13 protein-coding genes are annotated in these 20,616 nt (G+C 71.9%); 4 read left to right on the top strand and 9 right to left on the bottom strand.

Annotation, left to right across the window (positions count from 1 at the left end; translation table 11 throughout):
- Positions 1-36 precede the first annotated feature (36 nt).
- On the top strand, positions 37-2,127 hold the full coding sequence (locus BJ999_RS36645) for a glycosyltransferase family protein (protein ID WP_229810017.1): 2,091 nt from the start codon (positions 37-39) through the stop codon (positions 2,125-2,127).
- Positions 2,128-2,216: 89 nt separating this feature from the next.
- Here the strand turns inward: BJ999_RS36645 and BJ999_RS36640 are convergent, their stop codons facing one another.
- The gene (locus BJ999_RS36640) at positions 2,217-3,227 is read right to left on the bottom strand and encodes a CDP-alcohol phosphatidyltransferase family protein (protein ID WP_179837492.1); all 1,011 of its coding nucleotides are present in this window, start codon (positions 3,225-3,227) and stop codon (positions 2,217-2,219) included.
- A 123-nt stretch (positions 3,228-3,350) separates the two neighbouring features.
- Here BJ999_RS36640 and BJ999_RS36635 point away from each other — a divergent pair, with 123 nt between their 5' ends.
- Entirely contained in the window at positions 3,351-4,841 is a 1,491-nt protein-coding gene (locus BJ999_RS36635) for a hypothetical protein (protein ID WP_179837491.1), read from the top strand.
- Here the strand turns inward: BJ999_RS36635 and BJ999_RS36630 are convergent.
- The 8 genes from BJ999_RS36630 to BJ999_RS36595 form a co-directional block, all read right to left on the bottom strand.
- Positions 4,838-6,019: a glycosyltransferase family 4 protein gene (locus tag BJ999_RS36630; RefSeq protein WP_179837490.1), complete on the bottom strand. Its 1,182-nt coding sequence runs from the start codon at positions 6,017-6,019 to the stop codon at positions 4,838-4,840. The genes BJ999_RS36635 and BJ999_RS36630 overlap by 4 nt on opposite strands.
- Positions 6,016-6,774, bottom strand: coding sequence for a hypothetical protein (locus BJ999_RS36625; RefSeq protein ID WP_179837489.1), 759 nt, complete (start codon positions 6,772-6,774; stop codon positions 6,016-6,018). The genes BJ999_RS36630 and BJ999_RS36625 overlap by 4 nt, the downstream gene beginning before the upstream one ends.
- Before the next feature lie 71 nt (positions 6,775-6,845).
- Complete coding sequence (locus BJ999_RS36620) at positions 6,846-10,259, bottom strand: bifunctional glycosyltransferase/CDP-glycerol:glycerophosphate glycerophosphotransferase (RefSeq protein WP_179837488.1); 3,414 nt, start codon at positions 10,257-10,259, stop codon at positions 6,846-6,848.
- A 68-nt stretch (positions 10,260-10,327) separates the two neighbouring features.
- On the bottom strand, positions 10,328-12,505 hold the full coding sequence (locus BJ999_RS36615; protein WP_268247756.1) for a bifunctional glycosyltransferase/CDP-glycerol:glycerophosphate glycerophosphotransferase: 2,178 nt from the start codon (positions 12,503-12,505) through the stop codon (positions 10,328-10,330).
- Positions 12,506-12,600: 95 nt separating this feature from the next.
- A complete protein-coding gene (locus BJ999_RS36610) occupies positions 12,601-13,758 on the bottom strand; it encodes an acyltransferase family protein (RefSeq protein WP_179837487.1) in 1,158 nt (385 codons plus the stop codon).
- Between the two features lie 54 nt (positions 13,759-13,812).
- Positions 13,813-14,832 (bottom strand): acyltransferase family protein, encoded by a 1,020-nt coding sequence (locus BJ999_RS36605; RefSeq protein ID WP_229810005.1) that lies wholly within the window; start codon positions 14,830-14,832, stop codon positions 13,813-13,815.
- A 153-nt stretch (positions 14,833-14,985) separates the two neighbouring features.
- Positions 14,986-16,407, bottom strand: coding sequence for an LCP family protein (locus BJ999_RS36600; protein ID WP_179837485.1), 1,422 nt, complete (start codon positions 16,405-16,407; stop codon positions 14,986-14,988).
- 116 nt (positions 16,408-16,523) lie between these two features.
- Positions 16,524-17,375: a TIGR03089 family protein gene (locus BJ999_RS36595; protein WP_179837484.1), complete on the bottom strand. Its 852-nt coding sequence runs from the start codon at positions 17,373-17,375 to the stop codon at positions 16,524-16,526.
- Between the two features lie 125 nt (positions 17,376-17,500).
- Here BJ999_RS36595 and BJ999_RS36590 point away from each other — a divergent pair, with 125 nt between their 5' ends.
- Both BJ999_RS36590 and BJ999_RS36585 read left to right on the top strand, forming a co-directional pair.
- A complete protein-coding gene (locus BJ999_RS36590) occupies positions 17,501-19,567 on the top strand; it encodes a hypothetical protein (RefSeq protein ID WP_179837483.1) in 2,067 nt (688 codons plus the stop codon).
- Between the two features lie 40 nt (positions 19,568-19,607).
- Complete coding sequence (locus BJ999_RS36585; RefSeq protein WP_373292662.1) at positions 19,608-20,612, top strand: glycosyltransferase family 2 protein; 1,005 nt, start codon at positions 19,608-19,610, stop codon at positions 20,610-20,612.
- Positions 20,613-20,616 lie beyond the last annotated feature (4 nt).

Below are 20,616 nucleotides of genomic sequence, written 5' to 3'. Positions count from 1 at the left end.
AACATCATCGACGGGTCGGCCATCTGGGCCCAGGGCATGGTGCAGGCCCTGGTACGCGCCGGCTGCGAGGTGACGCTGGTCCTCAAGGCCCCCGTCCGGACCGGCCGGCTCGTCGACCCGCTGCGCGCCCTGCCCGGCGTCACCGTCCGCAGCCCGCACGCCGAGGGCCTGTTCGAGGGCTCCGCCGGCATGGTCGCGCGGCAGGCCGCGGCCGTGCTCGCCCGCGTCGACGAGGAGGACCCGTACGACCTCGTCGTCGTGCGCGGCCGCATCCTCGCGGGCAAGCTCGCCGCGGGCCCGATGGCCGGGCGGCTGTGGACGTACCTCACCGACGTCCCGCAGTCGGCCGCGGAGTTCACCGCCTCGGCCAAGGCCGACCTGCGCCGGATCGCGGACGCCTCCCGCGTGCTGCTCTGCCAGACCGAGGAGCTGCGCGGGTTCCTGGAGGGCGCCGTCCCGGCGACCGCCGGCAAGAGCGTGCTGTTCCCGCCGGTGGTCGTGCTCCCGGACGGCCTGGAGACGCGCCGCCCCGGCCCCTCCGACGGCCCGCTCCGCCTCGTCTACACCGGCAAGTTCGCGCCGCGCTGGAACACCTACGAGATGACGTCCCTTCCGCGCCTGCTGGCCATGCGCGGCGTGGACGCCGAGCTGCACATGGTCGGCGACAAGATCCACGACGACCCGTCCGATCCCGGCTTCGCGGCCCGGATGAGGACCGCGCTGGAGACGGGCGAGGGAGTCGTCTGGCACGGCGGCCACCCGCGGGCCGAGGCGATGCGCCTGACCGCCGCCGGCGACGTGGGCCTGTCCTGGCGCGACGCCTCCCTGGACGCCAGCCTCGAACTGTCCACGAAGGTGCTGGAGTGCGGGACGCTCGGCGTCCCGGTCGTCCTCAACCGCACCCCGATGCACGAACGGCTCCTCGGGACCGACTACCCGCTGTTCGCCGCCACCGAGGACGACGTGCTCGACGCACTGACGCTCATCGGCAAGAACCCGGAGGTCTTCACGCTCGCCGCGGACCGCTGCCGCGCGGCCGCCGCCGGATTCACCCTCGACGCGGCCGCCGCCCGCCTCCGCGAGCATCTGGCGCAGGCGTTCCCGGAACCGTCCGAGAAGGTCCTCGCCGTGAAGGGGCGGCGGCTGCGCGTGGGCGTGGCGGGCCACGACCTGAAGTTCTTCTCCCGCCTGCTGGACTACCTGCGCTCCCGTCCCGACCTGGAGGTCCGGGTCGACCACTGGGCCGCGCTGAAGGCCCACGACGAGGAGCGCAGCCAGGCCCTGGTCGACTGGGCTGACGTCATCGTCTGCGAGTGGTGCGGACCGAACGCCCTCTGGTACGCCCAGCGCAAGCGCCCGGACCAGCGCCTCGTCGTGCGCCTGCACCGCTTCGAGCTGTACGCGGCCTGGCCGAGGCAGCTCGACATCGGCGCCGTCGACCAGGTCATCTGCGTCAGCCCCCACTACAACGCGCTGACCCGCGAGATCACCGGCTGGCCCGCCGAGAAGGTCGTCACGGTCCCGAACTGGGTGGACGACGCGCAGCTCGACCGCGCCAAGCTCCCCGGCGCCGAGCACCACCTCGGGATGATCGGCATCGCCCCGTCCCGCAAGCGCCTGGACCTGGCCCTGGACGTGGTCGAGGAGCTCCGCCGCGACGACCCCCGCTTCACCCTCTTCGTCAAGTCCAAGCTCCCCTGGGAGTACTGGTGGATCTGGCAGAAGGACGAGGAGCGGGCCCACTACGAGGAGGTCTTCCGCCGCATCCGGCGCTCCCGCGTTCTCTCCGGCGGCGTCGTGTTCGACTCCTACGGCCGCGACGTGTCCTCCTGGCTGCGCCGCATCGGCTGGGTCCTGTCCACCAGCGACGACGAGAGCTTCCACCTCGCCCCCGCCGAGGGCATGGCCTCGGGCGCCGTCCCGGCCCTGCTGCCCTGGCCCGGCGCCGACACCATCTACGAGCGCCGCTGGATCCACGACGACACCTCGGCCATGGCCGCGTCGATCGCCACCACGGTCTCCCTGAACCGCTGGCAGGACGACGCCGAGCAGGCCCGCGCCCAGGTGAGGGCCGCCTACGGCCTGGACGAGGTCTGCCGCCAGTGGACGGACGTCCTCACCGGCTAGGTCTAAAACTGCCGGAGGAGGGCCCGGGAAAGGTCCTTCCAGCAGAAGGTCCCCGCGGCGGCGCCGCGGGGACCCTGATGCGGTACGGGTCAGCCGGAGCTGCCGACGACGGCGCCGGCCTGGACGGGCTCGGCGGGAAGCTCGGCGCGGTGGGTCTCGATCTTGGCGTTGAGCTTGGTGAGGCTGCGGCTGTAGTCGCGGCTGGAGAGCCAGAACTTGTAGATGATGATCAGCTCGAAGGCCAGCAGGCCGATGCCGCTGAGGATCACGACGGGGATGATGGCGCCCGGCACGATCGCTGCGGCGATCGGGGCGACGATGAAGACGCCCATCTGGAACTCGATGCCGCTGATCAGGTGGGGGCGGATACGGCCCGCCATGAGGACGTTGCGGATGCGGGCGTACCAGGGGAAGCGCTGGTTGAAGCCCGCCTGCAGGGCCGCCGCGTTGGGGTCGTCGCCGACGACCCGGTTCTCCGCGTCGGCCTCGGGGTCCTCGGTGAGCGCCTCGGCGGAGCGCAGGTCCTCGTCGGCGTCCCCCAGATCGCCGTTGGCGCGGCGGGCCGCGAGTTCCAGCGTCCGGGCCTCCTCGCGGGCCGCGTTGAGGGTCGTCCGCATCTGCGAGCGGACCTTGTAGATCTCCAGCGCGTCCATGTAGCGCAGCATGTCGAGGAAGACGACGCCGAGCGCCGTCCAGACGTAGGCGACGTTGCCGGTGGCGGCGTACTGTCCGGCCATCAGGGCGATCGCGCAGGCCAGGACGCGGACGCGGTCGAAGATGTAGTCGAGCCAGGCGCCGAACACCGAGCCGGTGCCCTTCAACCGGGCGATCTTGCCGTCCATGCAGTCGAGCGTGAACGACAGGTGGTACAGCAGCGCGCCGGCGAGCAGCCACGGCCAGGACGCGACGGCGAAGCAGGCGCCGGCGGCGAGGCCGAGGACGAGCGCGCCGACGGTGAGCTGGTTCGGCGTCACGCGCGTCCGGTTGGCCGTGAACTTGACCAGCCTTGCGGCGAGCGGGTCGACCAGGAGCACGGTCCACCAGGCGTCACGCGCCTTGTACGTCCGTTGCCGAACGTCATCGAGCGTGAAGTTCGCCATGGGGTTCCTTTCGTTCGCGGAGCGGTCTGATCGTATCGGCTGTCCGGTTCCGGTCACCGGGGATCTCCCGGATCGTGATCGTCCGGTCACATGACGATCACCGCCGTGGGTACACGAGGCGGGGTGCGTGTGCGTTCCGTCCTTCCCCACCTGCCGTTCCTCGGAGTGCTCGCGGTCGCGGTCTGGATCCGGGCCGTCGCCGTCCTCGCCTATCCGGCGCCGCTGTGGTTCGGCGATTCGCCCGGGTACCTGGAGGCCGCGATCCGGTTCCGGCCGGACGAGACGCGCCCCAGTGGATATCCGATCTTGCTGTGGCTGCTCAAGCCGTTCCACAGTTTCGGCCTGATGGTGTCCGTCCAGCACGCCGTCGGGGTATTGACCGGTGTCCTGGTGTACGTCCTGGTCTGGCGTGCGGGACGGGCGGCCTGGCCCGTCACGGACGACAGGAGACGGCGCGTGTGGCTGCCCGGCACGGCGGCGGCGCTGCTGACCGTCCCGGTGCTGATCCCCGTGCACCAGATCGCCCTTGAGCACATGCTCATGTCGGACTCGCTGTTCGCGTTCCTGCTGCTCGCGGCGGTGACGGCCGTGCTGTGGCGGCGCCGGCCGACATGGTGGCTCGGCGCCCTGGCCGGGGTGCTCACGGCGTGCGCGTCGCTCACCCGGACGGCGGGCCTGCCGCTGGTCGCCCTGATCCTGGCCGCGATGCTGATCAGGAGGGCGGGCTGGAGGGCCTGCGCGGCGGCGGCGGTCGCGTTCGTCCTGCCCGTCGCCGGCTACCTGGTCTGGTTCCACGCGGAGTACGGCCAGTACAAGCTCGCCAAGGCCGACCAGGTGTTCCTGTACGGGCGCACCGCCGCGTTCGCGGACTGCCGGGTGATCAGGCCCCGGCCCGAGCTGGCGATCATGTGCCCGGAGCGGAGCGATCCCCGGATCTCCAGGTCGTTCTCGGTGATGTGGACGCCCGACTCCCCGTTCCGCCGCATCCCGGGCTGGGTCTACGGCGAGGACGGCAACCGGCTCGCAGGCGAGTTCGCCTGGGCCGCGATCAAGGCGCAGCCCGTCGACTACGCGGAGGTCGTCGTCCGCGACACGCTGAGGGCGTTCACCTGGCACCGGCAGCCGTACCCCACGCCGTGGACGTGGCTCCAGTACGAGTTCCCCGAGGGCGAGGCCTGGAGCGACAGGCAGGCGCGCCTCGCCGGGCGGTACGGCGGGGACGGCGAGACCCGGGTCGTCCGGCCGTGGGCGGGGCAGGTCCTCGCCTACCAGGACCACGTGGTCATGCCCGGCACGATCCTCGGCGTCCTGCTGCTCGCCGGGCTCGCCGGGGCGGTGCCGCACGCGCGGTCGAACGGGCGGTGGCGCCTTGCCCGGCCCGTCCGGCACTGGGCGGCGGGCGCGCTGCTCCCGTGGGGGACGAGCCTGGCGCTGCTGGTGATCCCCGCCGCGACCGCCGACTTCGACTACCGCTACGTCATGCCCGCCGTCCCGTTCGCGTGCGTCGCGCTCGGCCTGGCGCTGTTCCCGTCGCTCCGCCCGCAGCCCGTGCCCCCGCCGCGGGAGGAGCAGCGGCCGGCGTCCCGGGCGAAGATCGACGCCGAGTCCGGCTAGCTCCGGCCGGTGCCGCGGCGGGGCGCGGCGACCAGCCCGCCGAGCAGCCGCTCCCACCGCGCGGCGACCGCCGGCACGGCGAACCGCTCGGCCGAGTCGAGGGCGTTCGCCGACATCGCGCGCCTCAGCTCCACGTCGTCGATCAGCCGGATCAGCGTCTCGGCGAGCGCGCCGGAGTCCTCGGGCGGGACGAGCAGCCCGTCCGCCCCGTCGGTGATGATCTCGCGGGGCCCGTGCGGGCAGTCGAAGGCGACCACCGGCAGCCCGCACGCGAACGCCTCGATGATCGTCATGCCGAACGGCTCGGCGCGCGAGGGCAGGGCGAGGACGGACGCCTTGGCCAGCTCGCCCTCCATGTCGTGGGCCGGCTCCAGCATCCGGACGTGGTTGTAGAGGCCGAGGCGGGTGGCCCGGCGGCGCGTCTCCTCGCGGCGCGGCCCCGCGCCGTAGATCCGCAGCCGCCACTGCGGATGCTTCTCCACGACCTTCGCGAACGCGTCGACGAGCAGGTCGAACCCCTTGATCCAGACGATCCGGCCCGCCGCCACGACGACCCTGTTCTCCTGCCGCGACCGCGGACGCACCCCGGGGGGCAGCCCGTTGCCGATCGTGTGGACGGGACACGAGCCGGCGGGCAGCAGGCGCTCGTAGTCCGCGGTGTCGGCGGCCGTCAGGCAGGTGAGGGCGTCCAGCCGCGGGTACAGCTCCTCGATCTCGGCGAGGATCCCGGCGTCGTTGATGCCGAGCTGGAGGTGCTCCTGCCCGACCACGACGACCTTGGCCGGCGCGAGCCGCGCCGCCATCAGGTTGAGCCCGGCTCGGGTGGTGACCAGCACGTCCGTGCGCGGCCTGCCGAGGAAGCGGGTGAGCCTCTCGTCCGTCCAGGCGGAGTACTTGGAGAAGCTGCGCTCCTCGGGATGGACGATCCGCGTCGGCTCGCCCATGAGCCGGGCGGCGCGCTCGGTGTTCGGCCACGAGACCTTCGCGCCCGGCCGGACGTCGACCAGGAAGCGCAGCCGGACGCGGTCCGTGAGCGGGAACACCGGCCGGTCGGCCGTGCGCCGCACGCTGACGATCTCGACGTCGTGGCGGCGGGACAGCTCGTCCGCGAGCGTGAAGGTGCTGCGCACGGTGCCGTCGATTGCGCAGGCCTCCAGCAGCAGGAACGTGATCTTCATGGGGCGTCGTCCTCGGGGAGGAGGTGGCAGGCGACCGCCAGCCCGTCCTTCAGCGTGTAGTACGGCCGCACGCTCATCCGACGCCCGCCGGACGCGACGACCTGCCGGGGATAGGAGAGCGTGCCGCGCTTGCCCGGCGCGTCGTCGAGGAACGTGGCGAGGCGGGCGCGGACGTCGCCCGCGTCCAGCCAGAGGTCCCACAGGGAGGGCTCCCACCGGGTGAGCGCGTGGACGTCCAGGCACGCGTCGAAGCCGGTCCCGTCGAGGCGGGCGCCCCCTCTCTCCTCGCCGCCGCCCTCGCGGGCGACCGCCACCAGCAGGGCGGCCCCGCCCGGCCGCGGCCCGGCGTAGGCGAGCCGGCCGGTGATCCTGATCTCGCCGTCGAGCGGATGCACCTCCTCGACCTCCGCGTGCGGGGAGACCTCGCGGACGTCGAGCGTGGCCCGCCCGTCCGGCAGCCGCACGACGCGGACGGCCCGATCCCGCGCCCGCCCGGCGTACTCGCGCAGCCCGTCGAAGGAGAACCCGGGGTCGTCGGTCAGCAGTGGGCGGTCCGCGCCGAGGAGCACCTCCCACGCGCCCGGCGCGAGCCCGGCGACCGGAAGCGCGGCGGAGCGCCGGTCGGCCGAGAGCGGCCCCGTACGGACCTCCCCGGACGGCCCGTGGCGCAGGACGATCCGCTCGCCCTCCGCCACAGGGCGCGGCCAGCGGATCTGCAGGGTGTCGTCCGCGCCGACCCTGCAATGGTCGGCCACCCCGCACCGGTCTAACTCCTTGCAACGGTCGGGAACCGTGTTCACGGACCAGTCGCCTTCCCCGATGACGCTTACCGGCCTCCGCCGTCCGAGCCGAAGACCCGGTCGACGGCACGGGAGGCGGCATGCCCGTCGTCGAGAGGGCAGAAACGTGCCACGAAGTCCTTGTAGCGGTCGCGGTAGCCGTCCATGGCGGACTCCGCGTCGCGGACCGCCTCGATGAGGTCGTCGGAGGTCTCCACGAGCGGCCCCGGGGCCTCGGCCTCGAAGTCGAAGTAGAAGCCGCGCAGCCTGTCCCGGTAGTCGGCCAGGTCGTAGGTGAAGAACAGCATGGGCCGGCCGGTGTTGGCGTAGTCGAACATCACCGACGAGTAGTCGCTGATCAGCACGTCGGAGATCAGGTACAGCTCGGTGATGTCGGGATAGGCCGACACGTCGCGGACGAAGCCGTGCCCGTCCTCGCGGACGCCGTCCACGACGTTGGTGTGCAGCCGGACCAGCAGGACGTGGTCGTCGCCGAGCGCCGCGCGGGCCCGCTCCAGGTCGATCCGCATGTCGAACTTGTAGCGGCCCCGGCTGTAGTACTGGTCGTCGCGCCACGTCGGCGCGTACAGCACGACCCGCTTGCCCTCGGGGATGCCGAGCCGGGCCCGCACCCGCGCGGCGACCGTGCCGGCCTCCGGGCTGTACAGCAGGTCGTTGCGGGGGTAGCCGACCTCCAGCATGTCGCCCTTGAACGCGAACGCGCGGCGGAAGATCTCCGTGCTGAACGGGTTGGGGGACAGCAGGTGGCTCCACTCGGGCAGGGCGGGCCCGGCGTCCTTCGAGCGCGACTGGAGCGCCTTCTTCATACCGGGCGCGTACGCGAAGTGCACCTCCCTGATGTCACCGCCGATCTTCTTCAGCGGCGTGCCGTGCCAGGTCTGCAGGACGATCTGGTCCGGGTGCCGCCGGAACGCGTCGCCCAGCCGGTGGTTCGTCACGATGTAGCGGGACGTGGCGAGCGCCTCGTGCCACTCCCTGCCGTGCAGCCGGACGGGCCGCAGCGTGCCCGGCAGTTCCACCTGCGCGTCGTTGACGACCCAGAGCTGATCGAGGTCCGAACCGCGGCGCACCAGCTCCTCGTGGACGGCCTTCGGGCTGTCGGAGTACTGCCGTCCGCTGAAGCAGGAGAACAGGACCGCGTCGCGCAGCCCGTCGCGGTCGACGCGGCGGCGCGCCTCCTCCCGGTACCTGGTGCCGGCGCTCTTCTCCTCCGGCGGCACGTCGCCCGTCACCGCCACGGCGAGCCGCCCGTCGCGCGCCTCCAGGGCGTAGCCGCGCCGCGCCACCTCCAGCGGTCCGGGCAGGTCGCGCTGCGCCTCCGGCGACAGCCGGACGGTCAGCGCCCGCTCGCCCGGGGGCCGGAACAGCACGTCCCAGCGGCCGGGACGCAGCGGCAGGACGCCCGCGACGCCCGGCACGGCCGCGACCGGGACCCGCCCGTGCAGGACGCCCGACGCCGGGTCGGCGACGAGGTCGAACGCGTACTCCTTGCGGTGCCATCGGCCGCGCAGGACGATCTGGCCTCCGCCGTGCGCGGGGTGCGCCGCGGTCAGGACGAGGGTCCCGTCCGGCTCCCAGGCGCAGCCGTCGACGGAGAGCCGCGCCGTGGTGCGCCGGACGCGCAGGTAGCCGCCGGGCCCGCGGCCCGCGGCGACCTCCAGCGGGCCGAACGCCCGCCGGACGTCCTCGACCTCCTCGGCGAGCACCAGGGGGCGGCCCGCGACGCGGACCGTCCAGTCGCGGGTGTCGTCGATCTCCTCCGGCGGCAGCGGGGACCCTTCGAGGGCCTCCGGGGCGACGCGGGCGACGTACCGGTCGCCGGACGCCGTGACCGGTACGTCGACGCGGTCGTCGCCGAGCGTCAGCGACAGCCCGTCCGGCGCCTCGTCCGCCTTCACCTCGACGACCAGCGTGTCGCCGTCCCAGGACAGCGCGACGGCCGCCGCCGCGACCCGCTCGACCTCGATGACGAGGCGGCCGTCGTCGATGCGCGGGACGACGCGCACGCCGTCGGCGACGTAGCGGTACGGCGGGTGGGCGCCGCTGCCGGAGCTGCCGCCCCGCAGCGGCCCCCGCCGGAACACGCCCGCGTTCAGCACCGACGCCTCGACCGTCCAGACGCCTTCGACCCATCTTCCGTGGTCACGAAGGCGGCTCACGTCGAAGGCGAACTCGAAGCCGGACCAGCCCGACCGCTTGCCCGGCGCCGGCACCTGCCGCGCCCGCGCGATGATCTTCCGTCCGGCGGACCGCAGCGTCATCGCCTTCACCGACGTCCAGCGGCGCCGCATGCTGACGGAGTTGATGTAGGCCTCGCCGGTGACGGTGAGCCGGTCGCCGTCCCAGCCGACCGCGTGGACCCGGCCCCGCATCCGCAGCTCGCCGCGGGCCCGGTAGACCTCGCGCGGAACGCCGACCTTGGCGTCCTTCCAGTACGGGTAGACGACGTACCGGCGCAGCGGGTCGCGGACGATCGACGGCGAGGCCTTCCCCCGCTCGTACCGGACGACCTTCACCAGCTCCGTCGTGTGCCCGGCGGACGCGAGATGCCACTTCAGCCGGGTCAGCGCCGGGACGTCGGCCAGGAGTCTCGCGGGCAGCCCGGACGCGTACCCGGCGGCCTGCGCGACGACCTGCTCGCGCTCGTCGGCGGGCAGGTCCGGCAGCGCGTCCAGGAACACCCGCAGTTCCTCGGCGGCCGCGAGTGCCTGGAGCCGGCGCCGGGACCGGGCGTGGCCGTGCTCGCCGAGCCACGTGACGGCGAGGGCGACGGCGCCGAACCCGTCCGCGATCTCCTGTGCCTCCGTCGTGGCCGGGAACCGCTCGCCCCGCCGGTGCAGGACGACGCCGGGCAGCACGTCGACGCCCTCCGCGAGGTGCAGCGCCCGCACCGCCGGCAGCAGCTCGTCATAGCGGCCGAGATCGGGGAACGCCAGCTCGTGCGACGTCCAGAACGACCGCCGGAACAGCTTCCCGCGGACCCCGCGCTCGCGGACGAGATCGGGGGTGCGGTGCACGTCCGTGCCGGTGGCCGGGGCGAGGGACGGCTCGACGGGCCGCCACGCGGGCGCCCGGTCCGGCCCGCGGCGGACGGCCTCGCGGCCGAGCGCGATGTCGGACCCGGAGGACTCCAGCGCCGCGACCAGCACCGCGGCGGCCTCCGCCGGCAGTTCGTCGCCGCCGTCCACGAACAGCAGGAAGTCGCCGTCGCTCTCGGCGGCGCCGAGGTCGCGCGCCGCGCCCCGGCTGGGCGCGCCCCGCCGCACGACGCGGAACCGCTCGTCGGGCATGACGGCCCCGGCGGCGGCGCCCGCGCCGTCGTCCATCACCAGGACCTCCAGGTCCGCGTGCGACTGGCCCGCGATCGACGCGAGCGTGCCGCCGAGGGACTCTCCGGCTCCGTGCGCGAGCACGACGACGCTGATCCTGCTGGAGGGCAAGCGACCCACTCCTTCGGGCGTGACGGGGTGTGCGCCGGACGGCGCGGGGGCGGCTCCGGCGCCGGGGCCTACTGCGGCGGGTTCGGGATCTTCTCTCCGAGGAACATGCGGCGCACGGCGCGCTCGGCCGCGTGCCCGTCGTCCCACGGACAGAACCGCGCCCTGAAGTTCGCGAGGTTCTTCGCGGCGGCGTCGCCCCACGCGGCCCGGGACGTGAACGCCTCGACCAGCTCGGCCTCGGTCGCGGCGACGACGCCGGGGGGCGTCGCCGTCAGGTCGAAGTTGACCCCGCGGGTGAGCCGGTAGGTCTCCCAGTCGTTGGCGTAGATCACGATCGGCCGGTCGAGGTTGGCGTAGTCGAACATCACCGAGGAGTAGTCCGTGAGCAGCGCGTCCGAGGCGATCATGAGGTCCTCGACGGACGGGTGCTTGGAGACGTCGATGACCCGGCCCTCCGGCCAGCCCAGGTCCGCCGCCATGTTCTTGATCTTGTAGTAGTAGTGCGCCCGCAGCAGCAGCACGTGCCCCTCGCCGAGCGCGTCCACGACCCGCCCGATGTCGAACATGGGGGTGTAGCGGCGCTGGTAGTCGCGGTGCGTCGGCGCGTACAGGATCGCGGTCGCGTCGTCCGGGACGCCGAGCTCGGCGCGCAGCCGGGTGCGCTCGTCCCCTTCCGCCGAGACGAGCCGGTCGTTGCGCGGGTAGCCGATCTCCAGCATCTCGTAGTCGCAGGGGAACCCGCGCTCCCACGCCTCCGTCGACAGCGGGTTGGACGAGACGAGGTAGTCCCAGCGGTCCGACCGGGCGATGAGGGCCTTGAAGTCCATGTCGTTGGCGCCGACCGGGTACTCCATCTGGTCGAGGCCCATCTTCTTCAGCGGCGTCCCGTGCTGCGTCATCATGTGCACCTGCCCCGGCCGCTTCACGTAGTTGTCGGGGAAGTTGACGTTGTTGACGAAGTACTTCGCGCGGGCCAGCGTCCGGTAGTAGTCGGCGGAGCCGGCGACGACGTAGTCGACGCCCTCCGGCATCGTCTTGCGCGCTCCGGGCTTGACGATCCACACCGGGCGGACGTCCGGGGCCAGCTCCCGGACCTTCTCGTAGATCGCCGCCGGGTTGCAGGCGTACCCGCGGTACCAGTACGCGCCGAAGACGGCGAGGTCCTCCTCGATCGGGAGGCGCCGCTGCATCTGGTAGTAGCGCTCCTTGGCGAGCTCCTTGCCCAGCAGCACACCGCGCCTGCGGATCTTGGCGGCCTTTCCGCCCCGGTTCCGCGCCTTGTCCTTGGCCTCGGCGGCGCGGACCCGCTCGAAGCCCCGGTGGTCGTCCGCCTTGATCATCCGGTGCTTGTCGGCGAGGAACGGCTTGTCGTCGGGCGGGACGTGCCCAGCCGGCTCGTACCTGTTGTACGTCTTCGCCATCTCCGCGAAGAACCGCGCCTTCTCCGACTCGTGGACGCGATCGGGCCGCTCGATGATGACGAGCAGGTGCCAGATCGTCCGGTCGAACATCAGCGGGCGGAACGGGTCGGCCTTCGCCCCCATCCCGTCCATGAACGTGAAGATGCGGTCGTACTGCGCGAACGCGTCGAAATGCTTGGCGCTCGCGGTCTTGGTGATCGCTCCGCGGCGGCGCTGCCGGTAGATGTAGCAGACCCGGTCCAGCAGGCTCAGGCGCTCGGCGGCCATCAGGATCGGGTAGGTGACGTTGACGTCCTCGTAGTAGCCGCCGCTGAAGCGCAGCCCGAGGTCGAGCAGGAACTCGCGGCGGATCGCCTTGTTCCACGCCGTCATCATCATCTCGAGGACGCTCGGCCGCTCGGCGAGGGTGAACACCTCCGGCGCGGGCGGCTCGCGGAAAAGGTGGTTGATGATGCTGCGCTTGACCTTGCCGTTCCAGTAGGACCGGGCGTAGTCGAAGACCAGCACGTCGGGCCGCGTCTCGGCGAGCCGGTCGCAGATCGCGCGGACGGCGCCCTCGGTCGCGTGGTCGTCGCTGTCGAAGAACCAGACGTAGTCGCCGGTCGCCATGTCGAGCCCGATGTTGCGCGCGTGGCCGAGGCCGACGTTCTCGTCGAGGTGCCGGACCTTGACGCGCGAGTCGCGCTCGGCGAACTCGTCGAGGATCTCGCCGCAGCCGTCCGGCGAGTGGTCGTCGACGGCGATGACCTCAAGATTGGGAAGATCCGGATCGAGGATGGAATCAAGGCATTGCCGGATGTACCCCTGCACTTTGTGCACGGGCACGATGATGCTCAAAGAGATATCGTGATCAGAGCTCACGCGAAGGCCAATCAACTACTCGGTGATTCTGGACTATACCCACAGGTCGGGCTTGAACCTCAGGTCCGGCCGGGCGCGGATCGAAGGAGCCACCGCGCGTCGGGCTCGACCGCCCACCGGGTGAGCCGCCGCACGGGTGCGGTGGCGAGGACGACGCCGAGCGCGGCGGCGGCCACGGTGACCGAGACGATGCCGAACGGGTTGTGCAGGACTGGCTTGTCCAGCACGCCGGTGTAATCGAACGTCTTCATGACGAGCCCGTGCAGCAGGTACACGTACATCGTCCGCGTCCCCATCTCGGTGTACCAGGACCGTCCGCGCGGGATGCACGCGAGGAAGGCGGCGCCGAGGAGAACGGCGAAGGCGAGGGCCACGAGCCGCCACATCATGCCTTCGGCGGTGTCGAAGCCCATGGCATCGTAACCCTGGTTCCAGTAGAGGAGCCCGCTGTCGATCTTCGGGACGACCGTGCCGAGCTCCCAGACGTAGGCGACGGGCAGGGCGGCGGCCAGCACGGCGAGCCCCGCCCACCGCGCCCCGGGGGCGCGCAGCCGCCGTACGTGCTCCGGGTCGACGGTCAGTCCGAGGACGAAGAGCGGCAGCAGCCCGGCGGTCCGGCTGAGCGTGGAGTCGGCGGTGAACGCCCAGCTCCCGCCGACGAGGCAGAACGCCACCGAGACGGCCACCGGATGGCGCAGGTGCCCCCACAGCGGCGCGCTCAGCCGCCAGAACACGAGCGCCACCAGGAACCACATCAGGAAATGCGGCCGGAAGAGTTCGCTCAGCCGGAACTGCACCCCGTTGATGAGGACCAATTGCGCCCGATAGAGCAGAATGAAGATCACATAGGGGACGACGAGCGTGGGGAGAACGCTGCGGAACTTGTCCGTCGAGCGCATGAATCCGCGCGAGAAATAGCCGGTGATGAAAACGAAGACCGGCATGTGGAAGGCGTAGAGGACGACGTACGCGGCGTGTGCCGCGCGACTGTCCCCGAACTGGGACCAGAAGTGCCCGACCACGACCAGCACGGCCGTGAAGAACTTGGCGTTGTCGAAGAACGCGTCCCGGGGGCGGGCGGGCTTCGGCGGCGCCGCCGGGCCCGGTACGGGACGCGGAGCGGGGATGGACGGGGCCTCGGGCAAGGCGATCGCACTGCCCGTGGCGGAAGGCGCACTGCCCGTGGCGGGTGGCGGGGTGGGGAGGACGTCGGTCATATCTCCGGGGGGTCGGGTCTCAGCGGGAGCGCGAGCGAGGGCGGGAACGGGGCGTCAGCGGGAGCGGGCGGGTCTTCTCAGCGGGGTGAAGACCCGCGTCATCTTCGGCTCCAGTGCCCAGCTCATCGTCCGGACGACGGGCTTGGAGCACAGGAACGTTCCGACCACCAGGGCGCCGGCGACCACGATGGCCACCCCGGCCGGGGTGTGCATCCAGTCGGCGCCCCACCAGCCGGTGAAGTTGAGCAGCCGGGTCACGAACCCGTGCAGCAGGTAGGCGTACAGCGTGTAGGAGCCGAGAGCGGTGAACCAGTACCGCCCGCGCGGGATGAGGCTGAGGAACGCGGCGACGAGGACGACCGCCGCGGCGAACATCGCGATCCGCACCACGGTGCCGGTGAGGTTGCCGACGCCGAGTTCGAAGTTCGCGTGCTTCCAGTAGATCCAGCTCCGCGACATGTGGTTCATGACGAGATAGGAGCCGGCGAGGCCGGCGGCGAGCACCACGGCGCCGATCGGCCGCGCGATCGGCTTCTTCAGCAGCTCGAAGTGCACCGGCTTCAGGGTGAGGCCGAGGACGTAGAAGGGCAGCAGCCCGATCACCCGGTGGATGTCGAACGTCCCGCCGAGGTCGCTCATGTACGACAGGAGCGCGAACACCGTCGCCACGGCGAGCGGCCAGCGGATCTGCTGCCAGACCGGGGTGGACAGCCGCCACATGAACAGCGCGCACAGGAACCACGTCAGGTAGTACGGGTTCAGCAGGCTGATCTCAAGGTGGTTGCGGCCCGCGAGCCAGTCGTAGAGGGAGTAGGCGAACTCGAACACCACGTACGGCACCCCGACGTTGGTGATCAGTTTGCGGGCCTTGCCGCCGGAGAACGTCCAGTTCCGGGAGAAATAGCCGGTGATCACGATGAACAGCGGCATATGGAACATGTAGATGAACAGGTAGAGACCCTTGGCCAGCGGAACGTTCAGCAGGTTGGCCAGAGAGTGTCCCGCCACCACCAGCAGGATCGCGAAGTACTTGGCATTGTCGAAGAAGGGGTCGCGCACCTTGCGGGCGGCCACCTGCGGGGCCGGGCTCCCAGAGGCTACGGTGCCCGCGACGCCCGGCGCCCCCGCCTCGGGGGGCGCCGCCGGGTCCGTGGACGACGGCCGTTCGGTTCGCTGTGCCGCGTCGGCCTCTGAGGGCCTGGTGGTGTAGGTCATACGGCCGCCCGGTCAGCTCTCCTTGCAGATGTCGTCGCTGGCGCGGATCTCACCCTGCTGCTTCGGGATGCCGCCGCCGGCGCTCTTGAGGTTCGTCCAGTTCTGGCCGACGATCAGGTCGACGACGCCCGGCGTGCCACCCGTGGTGCGCGCCGCGGCCTGCGGCTTGCTCGGGATCATCGAGGTCAGGGTCTGCGCCTGCTGGTCGGCACCGGCACCGTACAGCACCTTCGTGGCGGTGGTGGGCGCGGGGGCGTTCCCGCCGACGGTGACCTGGAAGCCCTGCGACTCCAGGTCGTCGGCGACGCGACCGGCCTGGCCGTCGATGCCGCTGCCGTTGTAGACCCGCACGCGCACCTGGCTCGGCGGGATCTTCGTGGCGCCCGGCGCGGGCTCCTTCGGCACGGTCTTGTCGTTGCGGACGGCGGAGAAGAACGGCTGGGCGCCGGTAGTGAGCGCCACCCGGTTCGGGTCCAGGGGGTCGGGCCCGGACGGGACGGTCACGAACCGCAGCTTGCCGGTGGTCATGCCCTGCATCTCCTTGCCGATGTCCATCATGACCTGCGGCGTCAGCTCCTTGTCGGTGGTGAGCGACTTGGTCACGGCGTTCATCAGCTGGAGCATGCGCCTGGGGTTGCTGAGCACACCGGCGCTCATCGCCTGGCCGGCGAGGGAGCCCATGAACTTCTGCTGGCGCTTGATGCGGTCGGTGTCGGAGCCGTCGCCGAGGCCGTGCCGCACGCGCACGTACGCCAGCGCCGTCTCGCCCTTGATCTTGTGCTTGCCCCGGCTCAGCTTGAGCTTGGACTTGGGGTCGTCGACGTCCTTGGGAAGGCACACCGGGACGCCGCCGACGGCACTGGTGATGGACTTGAACCCGTTGAAGTCGACCTGCATGAAGTGGTCGATCCGGATGTTGGAGATGCTCTCGATCGTCTTGATGACGCAGGCCGCGCCGCCGTTGGTGAACGCCGAGTTGATCTGCGCGCGGGTCTGCGCCGGGATCGTCCCGCCCTTGCGGCTCTTGCAGGACGGCATCCGGACCATCAGGTCGCGGGGGAAGCTGATGCCCATCGCCTGGCCGCCGCCGGGGGACAGGTGCAGCAGGATCATCGTGTCCGAGCGGGGCGGCTCGTTCTTCATCGAGCGGCCGTACTTGGCGTTCGAGCCCTCACGGGTGTCGGACCCGAGCATCAGGATGTTCATCGCGCTGTTCAGCTTCTTCGGCCGGTTGGGGCCGAGCTGGGCGTTGACATCCTCGTGCGAGATGTTCCCGAACGCCCGGCGGTACAGGCCGTAGGCGGTGAGAGAGCCGACCACCATGACCGCCGAGAGTCCGATGCAGACCCAGCCGAGGATGCGCCAGCCACGTCGCGGCGCCGGCTGCGGGTCGGCGTCGTCGACGTACTCCATGTACATCGGGTTGCTGTTCATCGGCTCCGAGGTCCGGGGGTATGGGCGGTTCCGGGGGTCCGGGGGGCGTCCCCGCGAAAGGAACGGCCCGTGGCTCATGGTTCGAACGGACGGGACGAGGGCAAGGGAAGCGTAGGTCAGGGGAGGCGGTACACGGAGCCGGATTCGTCATTCGGTCCGGGCGTACCGGCCACCACCGTCACATGCTCCAGGGTCAGGCGACGATCTAGGGCGGCTTTGTCAAAGTTTCGTTGGATTATGACGGAAGCACCCGAGGCTAGTGGTGCCAGTAGGCAGGTCAGTACCCCGTCGAGTGTGGCGAAGGACATGTCAACCAGGAGCCGGTCGCGTGCGTCCAGCTCCCATTTCTCAACGGCCCCGCGCGCGGCGCCCACCAGCTCCGCCGCGCTGAATGTGGTCTTTGTCACACTCAGTGCGGGGGCCTCCGGCACCACCCCGGGGCCGGGGACGAATCGGTCTCCGTACGCGCGCACCTCCGCCGCGTAGTCGGTCACGCCGGGCGGGCAGTCGGCGAGCGGGCCGCCGAGCGCGTGCAGCGACAGGCCGACGATCTCCTCGGCCCCTCCTGCGAGCACGTCGTCCGCGAGCACGTCGTCCAGCACCTCCTGCGCCGCCGCCAGGATGTACGGATCGGACGCCCCGGCCGGTTCGGCTCCGCCGCGCCGGAAATCCTCCGGGTCGACCGGCTCGGCGACGAGACCCGCCGACCAGCAGGCCATCAGCCACACCGCGGTCTGCCAGTGCGGCGGCAGGACCAGGACGACGCGGGTCCCCGGCTCGGCGGCGAGGCCGTCCACCAGGAAGTTCGCCGTCTTGGCCACCCAGTTCCCGAACGTCCGCGCGGACAGCTCGACGCGTTCGCCGCTCGCGTCGTCGTAGAAGGTGACCAGCGGGCGGGACGGGTCGTCCGCGACCCGCCGCCGCAGCAGCTCGGCGGGCGTGCCCGCGGCCCCGGCATGTGCGCTCATGGTCCGAGCGTATGCCCGCATGATCGTCCTGGCACCGCCATCGCGCCGATGCCGCTACGCTCCGCACGGGTGAAGCACGGAACAGTGGCGGGCGAGCGCCCCGACGGCGGGCACGGGGCGGAATCATGAACGCTGGGCGGCTGCTCGTCCGGGCCACCGCCGCCCCGGCGCTGGTCCTCGTCGCATGGCTGGCGGTGTCGCTGCCGCTGCTGATGGCGGGCGTGTTCCGCCCGGCCCCGGCGGTCGCGCTGTTCGTGCCGGTCGCCGCCCTGGTGCTGTGGCTCGGCCTGCGGACCCGGCCGGGGGACGCCCCCGGCGGGCGTCCGGGGACCCTGAACGCCCCGGGCGGCCTCGACGCGGTGCAGCGCTGGCCGGTGTGGTCGGTGTTCGCCGTCACGGCCGCGTTCCTGGTGCTCCAGGTCGTCATGTGCGCCGAGCAGATCGTCGTCCGCCGGGACCCCGCGTCCTACGTCCAGTTCGCGACGTGGCTGGCCGAGCACGGATCGCTGCCGATCCCGCTGGACGAGGGGGCGTTCGGCGGCCCGGACGCGGCCCTGAACTTCGCGAGCCCCGCCTTCTACCAGGACGGCGGCGCCGTCGTCCCGCAGTTCATGGCGGGATGGCCGCTGGTGCTGGCGCCGGCCGGATGGGTCGGCGGCGCCCACGGGATGGTGCTGATGGCGCCGGTGCTCGGCGCCTGCTGCGTGCTGTCGTTCGCCGGGCTCGTCGCGCGCCTCGTCGGCCCCCGCTGGGCGCCCGCCGGGGCGCTGCTGCTCGCGCTGACGCTGCCGATGCTCTACGTCTCCCGCAACACCTTCAGCGAGCTGCCCGCCATCGTCCTGCTGCTGGGCGGCCTGTCGCTGATGTACGACGTCCGCCGGGAGCCCCGTGACGGGCGGGTCGCCGGCGCCAAGGCGCTCCTGGCCGGGGCCGCGCTCGGGCTGATCGTGCTCGTCCGCATCGACGGGCTGCGGGACGTCCTGCCGGTGGTGGCGTTCGCGGGCCTGCTCATCGCGCGCAGGCGGGCGGCCGGCTACTGGACGGCCGGCGGTCTGCTGCTCGGCGTGGGAGCCGGCGTGGTCGAGGGCTTCACCATGTCCCGGCCCTACCTCTCCTACCTCCGGGCGTCGCTGGTGCCGCTGCTGGCCATCTCCGCGGCCGTCCTCGTCGCGACGGTCCTGCTGGTCGCGGCGCTGCGCCGGGACCCGGTGGCGGCCCGGCTGCGCCGCGCCGGCGCGGCGGTCGCGCGCGGCCGCCTGCCGGGCGCCGCCGCGGTCCTCACCGTGCTGGTGATGGCGGGCTTCGCGCTGCGGCCGCTGGTCCAGACCGTCCGCCGCCCGCCCGCGACCGGCGACGACGCGATGAACGTCCGGTTCATCGAGATGATCCAGAAGATCCAGGACCTCCCGGTCGACGGCACCCGGCAGTACTCCGAGCTGTCGCTGTACTGGGTCGTCTGGTACGTCGGCGTCCCCGCGCTGCTGTTCGCCACGTTCGGCGCGGCGCTGCTGGTGCGCCGGCTGCTGCGCGGGCAGTCCCCGGAATGGCTGCTGCCCTACGCGATGGTCGTCTGGACGACGGCGCAGGTGCTGGTCCGCCCCGGGATCACGCCCGACCACCCGTGGGCCTCCCGGCGGCTGATCGGCCTCGCCATCCCCGGCCTGCTGCTGTTCACGGTCTTCGCGTCGGCCTGGACCGTCACGCGCGTCCGGCGGCTCGGGTACGGGCCGAAGGTGGTGCGGAGGGGCGCGGTCGCCGGCGTCGCTCTGATGCTGGTGCCGATCGTGCTGACGTCCGGCGGCTACCTGGTGACCCGCACGGAGCAGGGCGAGGTCGCCGCCGTGGACGGGATGTGCCGCGCGCTGCGCCCGCGCGCCTCGGTCGTGATGGTCGAGCAGGCCACCGCCGACCGGTTCCTCCAGGTCGTCCGCGGTGAGTGCGGGCTGCCCGCCGCGCGCACGACCGGCGCCGCGTCGCCCGAGGACGTGCGCCGCGTCGTCGCCGGGGTGCACCGGGCCGGGCGGCGTCCGGTGATCATGGCGGCGAAGCCCGAGCAGGTCGCCCCCTACGGGACGCCGCGGCAGGTGCTGCACCTGGTGACGCGGCAGGACGGGCGCACGCTCACCGGGCCGCCCGGCGGCACCTGGGGGCTGACGATGGACGTGTGGACGGCCGAGCCCGCGCGGCCGTAGTGGCCGCCGATGTGCGCGGGGGCGAGTATCCTCGCGCTGCGTGAGCACCCAGTCTGTCGAGCCGAAGTCCCAGCCGCCCGCCGATGTGGAGCCCGCGTCCGACCCCGCGCCCGTGCCCGATCCGGTGCCCGCGCCCGGTCCGCCGGCCGCGTCCGACACCGTCCACGTCACGATCGTCCTGCCCTGCTACAACGAGCAGGACCACGTGATCGACGAGGTCGAGCGCATCTGCGAGGCGATGGACGGCAGCGGAAAGACCTACGAGCTGCTGGCCGTCGACGACTGCTCGACGGACGCGACGCTCGCCCGGCTGGAGGAGGCGGCGCCCCGCTTCCCGCACATGCGCATCATGGCGTTCCAGCACAACAGCGGGTCGGGCACCGTCCGGCGCATCGGCTCCCAGCAGGCCCGCGGCGACATCGTCGTGTGGACGGACGCCGACATGTCCTACCCGAACGAGCGGATCCCCGAGCTGATCGAGGTCCTGGACTCCGACCCGGCGGTCGACCAGGTCGTCGGGGCGCGCACCACCGAGGAGGGCACGCACAAGGCGCTCCGGGTGCCCGCCAAGTGGTTCATCCGGAAAGTCGCCGAGCGGCTCACCAACACCAGGATCCCCGACCTGAACTCGGGGCTGCGCGCGTTCCGCCGCGAGGTGTCGCTGCCGTACCTGCGGCTGCTGCCGCCCGGGTTCTCCTGCGTCACGACGATCACCATCGCGTTCCTGTCGAACCAGCACCCGGTCCGGTACGTGCCGATCGACTACGCCAAGCGGGCCGGCAAGTCGAAGTTCCACTTCACCAAGGACGCCTACCGCTACATCCTGCAGGTGCTGCGGATGGTGATGTACTTCAACCCGCTCAAGGTGCTGATGCCGCCCGCGCTGTGGCTGATCGTGATCGGGCTGCTCAAGGGCGTGTTCGACATGGTGGTGCACTTCGGCTACTTCGCCAACAACACCATCATGATCTTCGTGACGGGGTTGATCATCGCGTCGCTGGCGCTGCTGGCCGACCTGATCGTCCGTTCGCGCGGCGACGTCTAGCGGC

Source organism: Actinomadura citrea, from assembly GCF_013409045.1.
GTDB lineage: Bacteria > Actinomycetota > Actinomycetes > Streptosporangiales > Streptosporangiaceae > Spirillospora > Spirillospora citrea.
Note: the sequence above shows the minus strand (reverse complement) of the source record. Positions and strands in the feature narration are given on the sequence as shown.

What these genes read in the sequence shown, in the direction of transcription:
- BJ999_RS36645 (WP_229810017.1), top strand. Translation starts at nt 37, where the DNA reads ATGGTGCAGGCCCTGGTACGCGCCGGCTGCGAGGTGACGCTGGTCCTC.
- BJ999_RS36640 (WP_179837492.1), bottom strand. Translation starts at nt 3,227, where the DNA reads ATGGCGAACTTCACGCTCGATGACGTTCGGCAACGGACGTACAAGGCG.
- BJ999_RS36630 (WP_179837490.1), bottom strand. Translation starts at nt 6,019, where the DNA reads ATGAAGATCACGTTCCTGCTGCTGGAGGCCTGCGCAATCGACGGCACC.
- BJ999_RS36610 (WP_179837487.1), bottom strand. Translation starts at nt 13,758, where the DNA reads ATGACCGACGTCCTCCCCACCCCGCCACCCGCCACGGGCAGTGCGCCT.
- BJ999_RS36600 (WP_179837485.1), bottom strand. Translation starts at nt 16,407, where the DNA reads ATGAACAGCAACCCGATGTACATGGAGTACGTCGACGACGCCGACCCG.
- BJ999_RS36595 (WP_179837484.1), bottom strand. Translation starts at nt 17,375, where the DNA reads ATGAGCGCACATGCCGGGGCCGCGGGCACGCCCGCCGAGCTGCTGCGG.
- BJ999_RS36590 (WP_179837483.1), top strand. Translation starts at nt 17,501, where the DNA reads ATGAACGCTGGGCGGCTGCTCGTCCGGGCCACCGCCGCCCCGGCGCTG.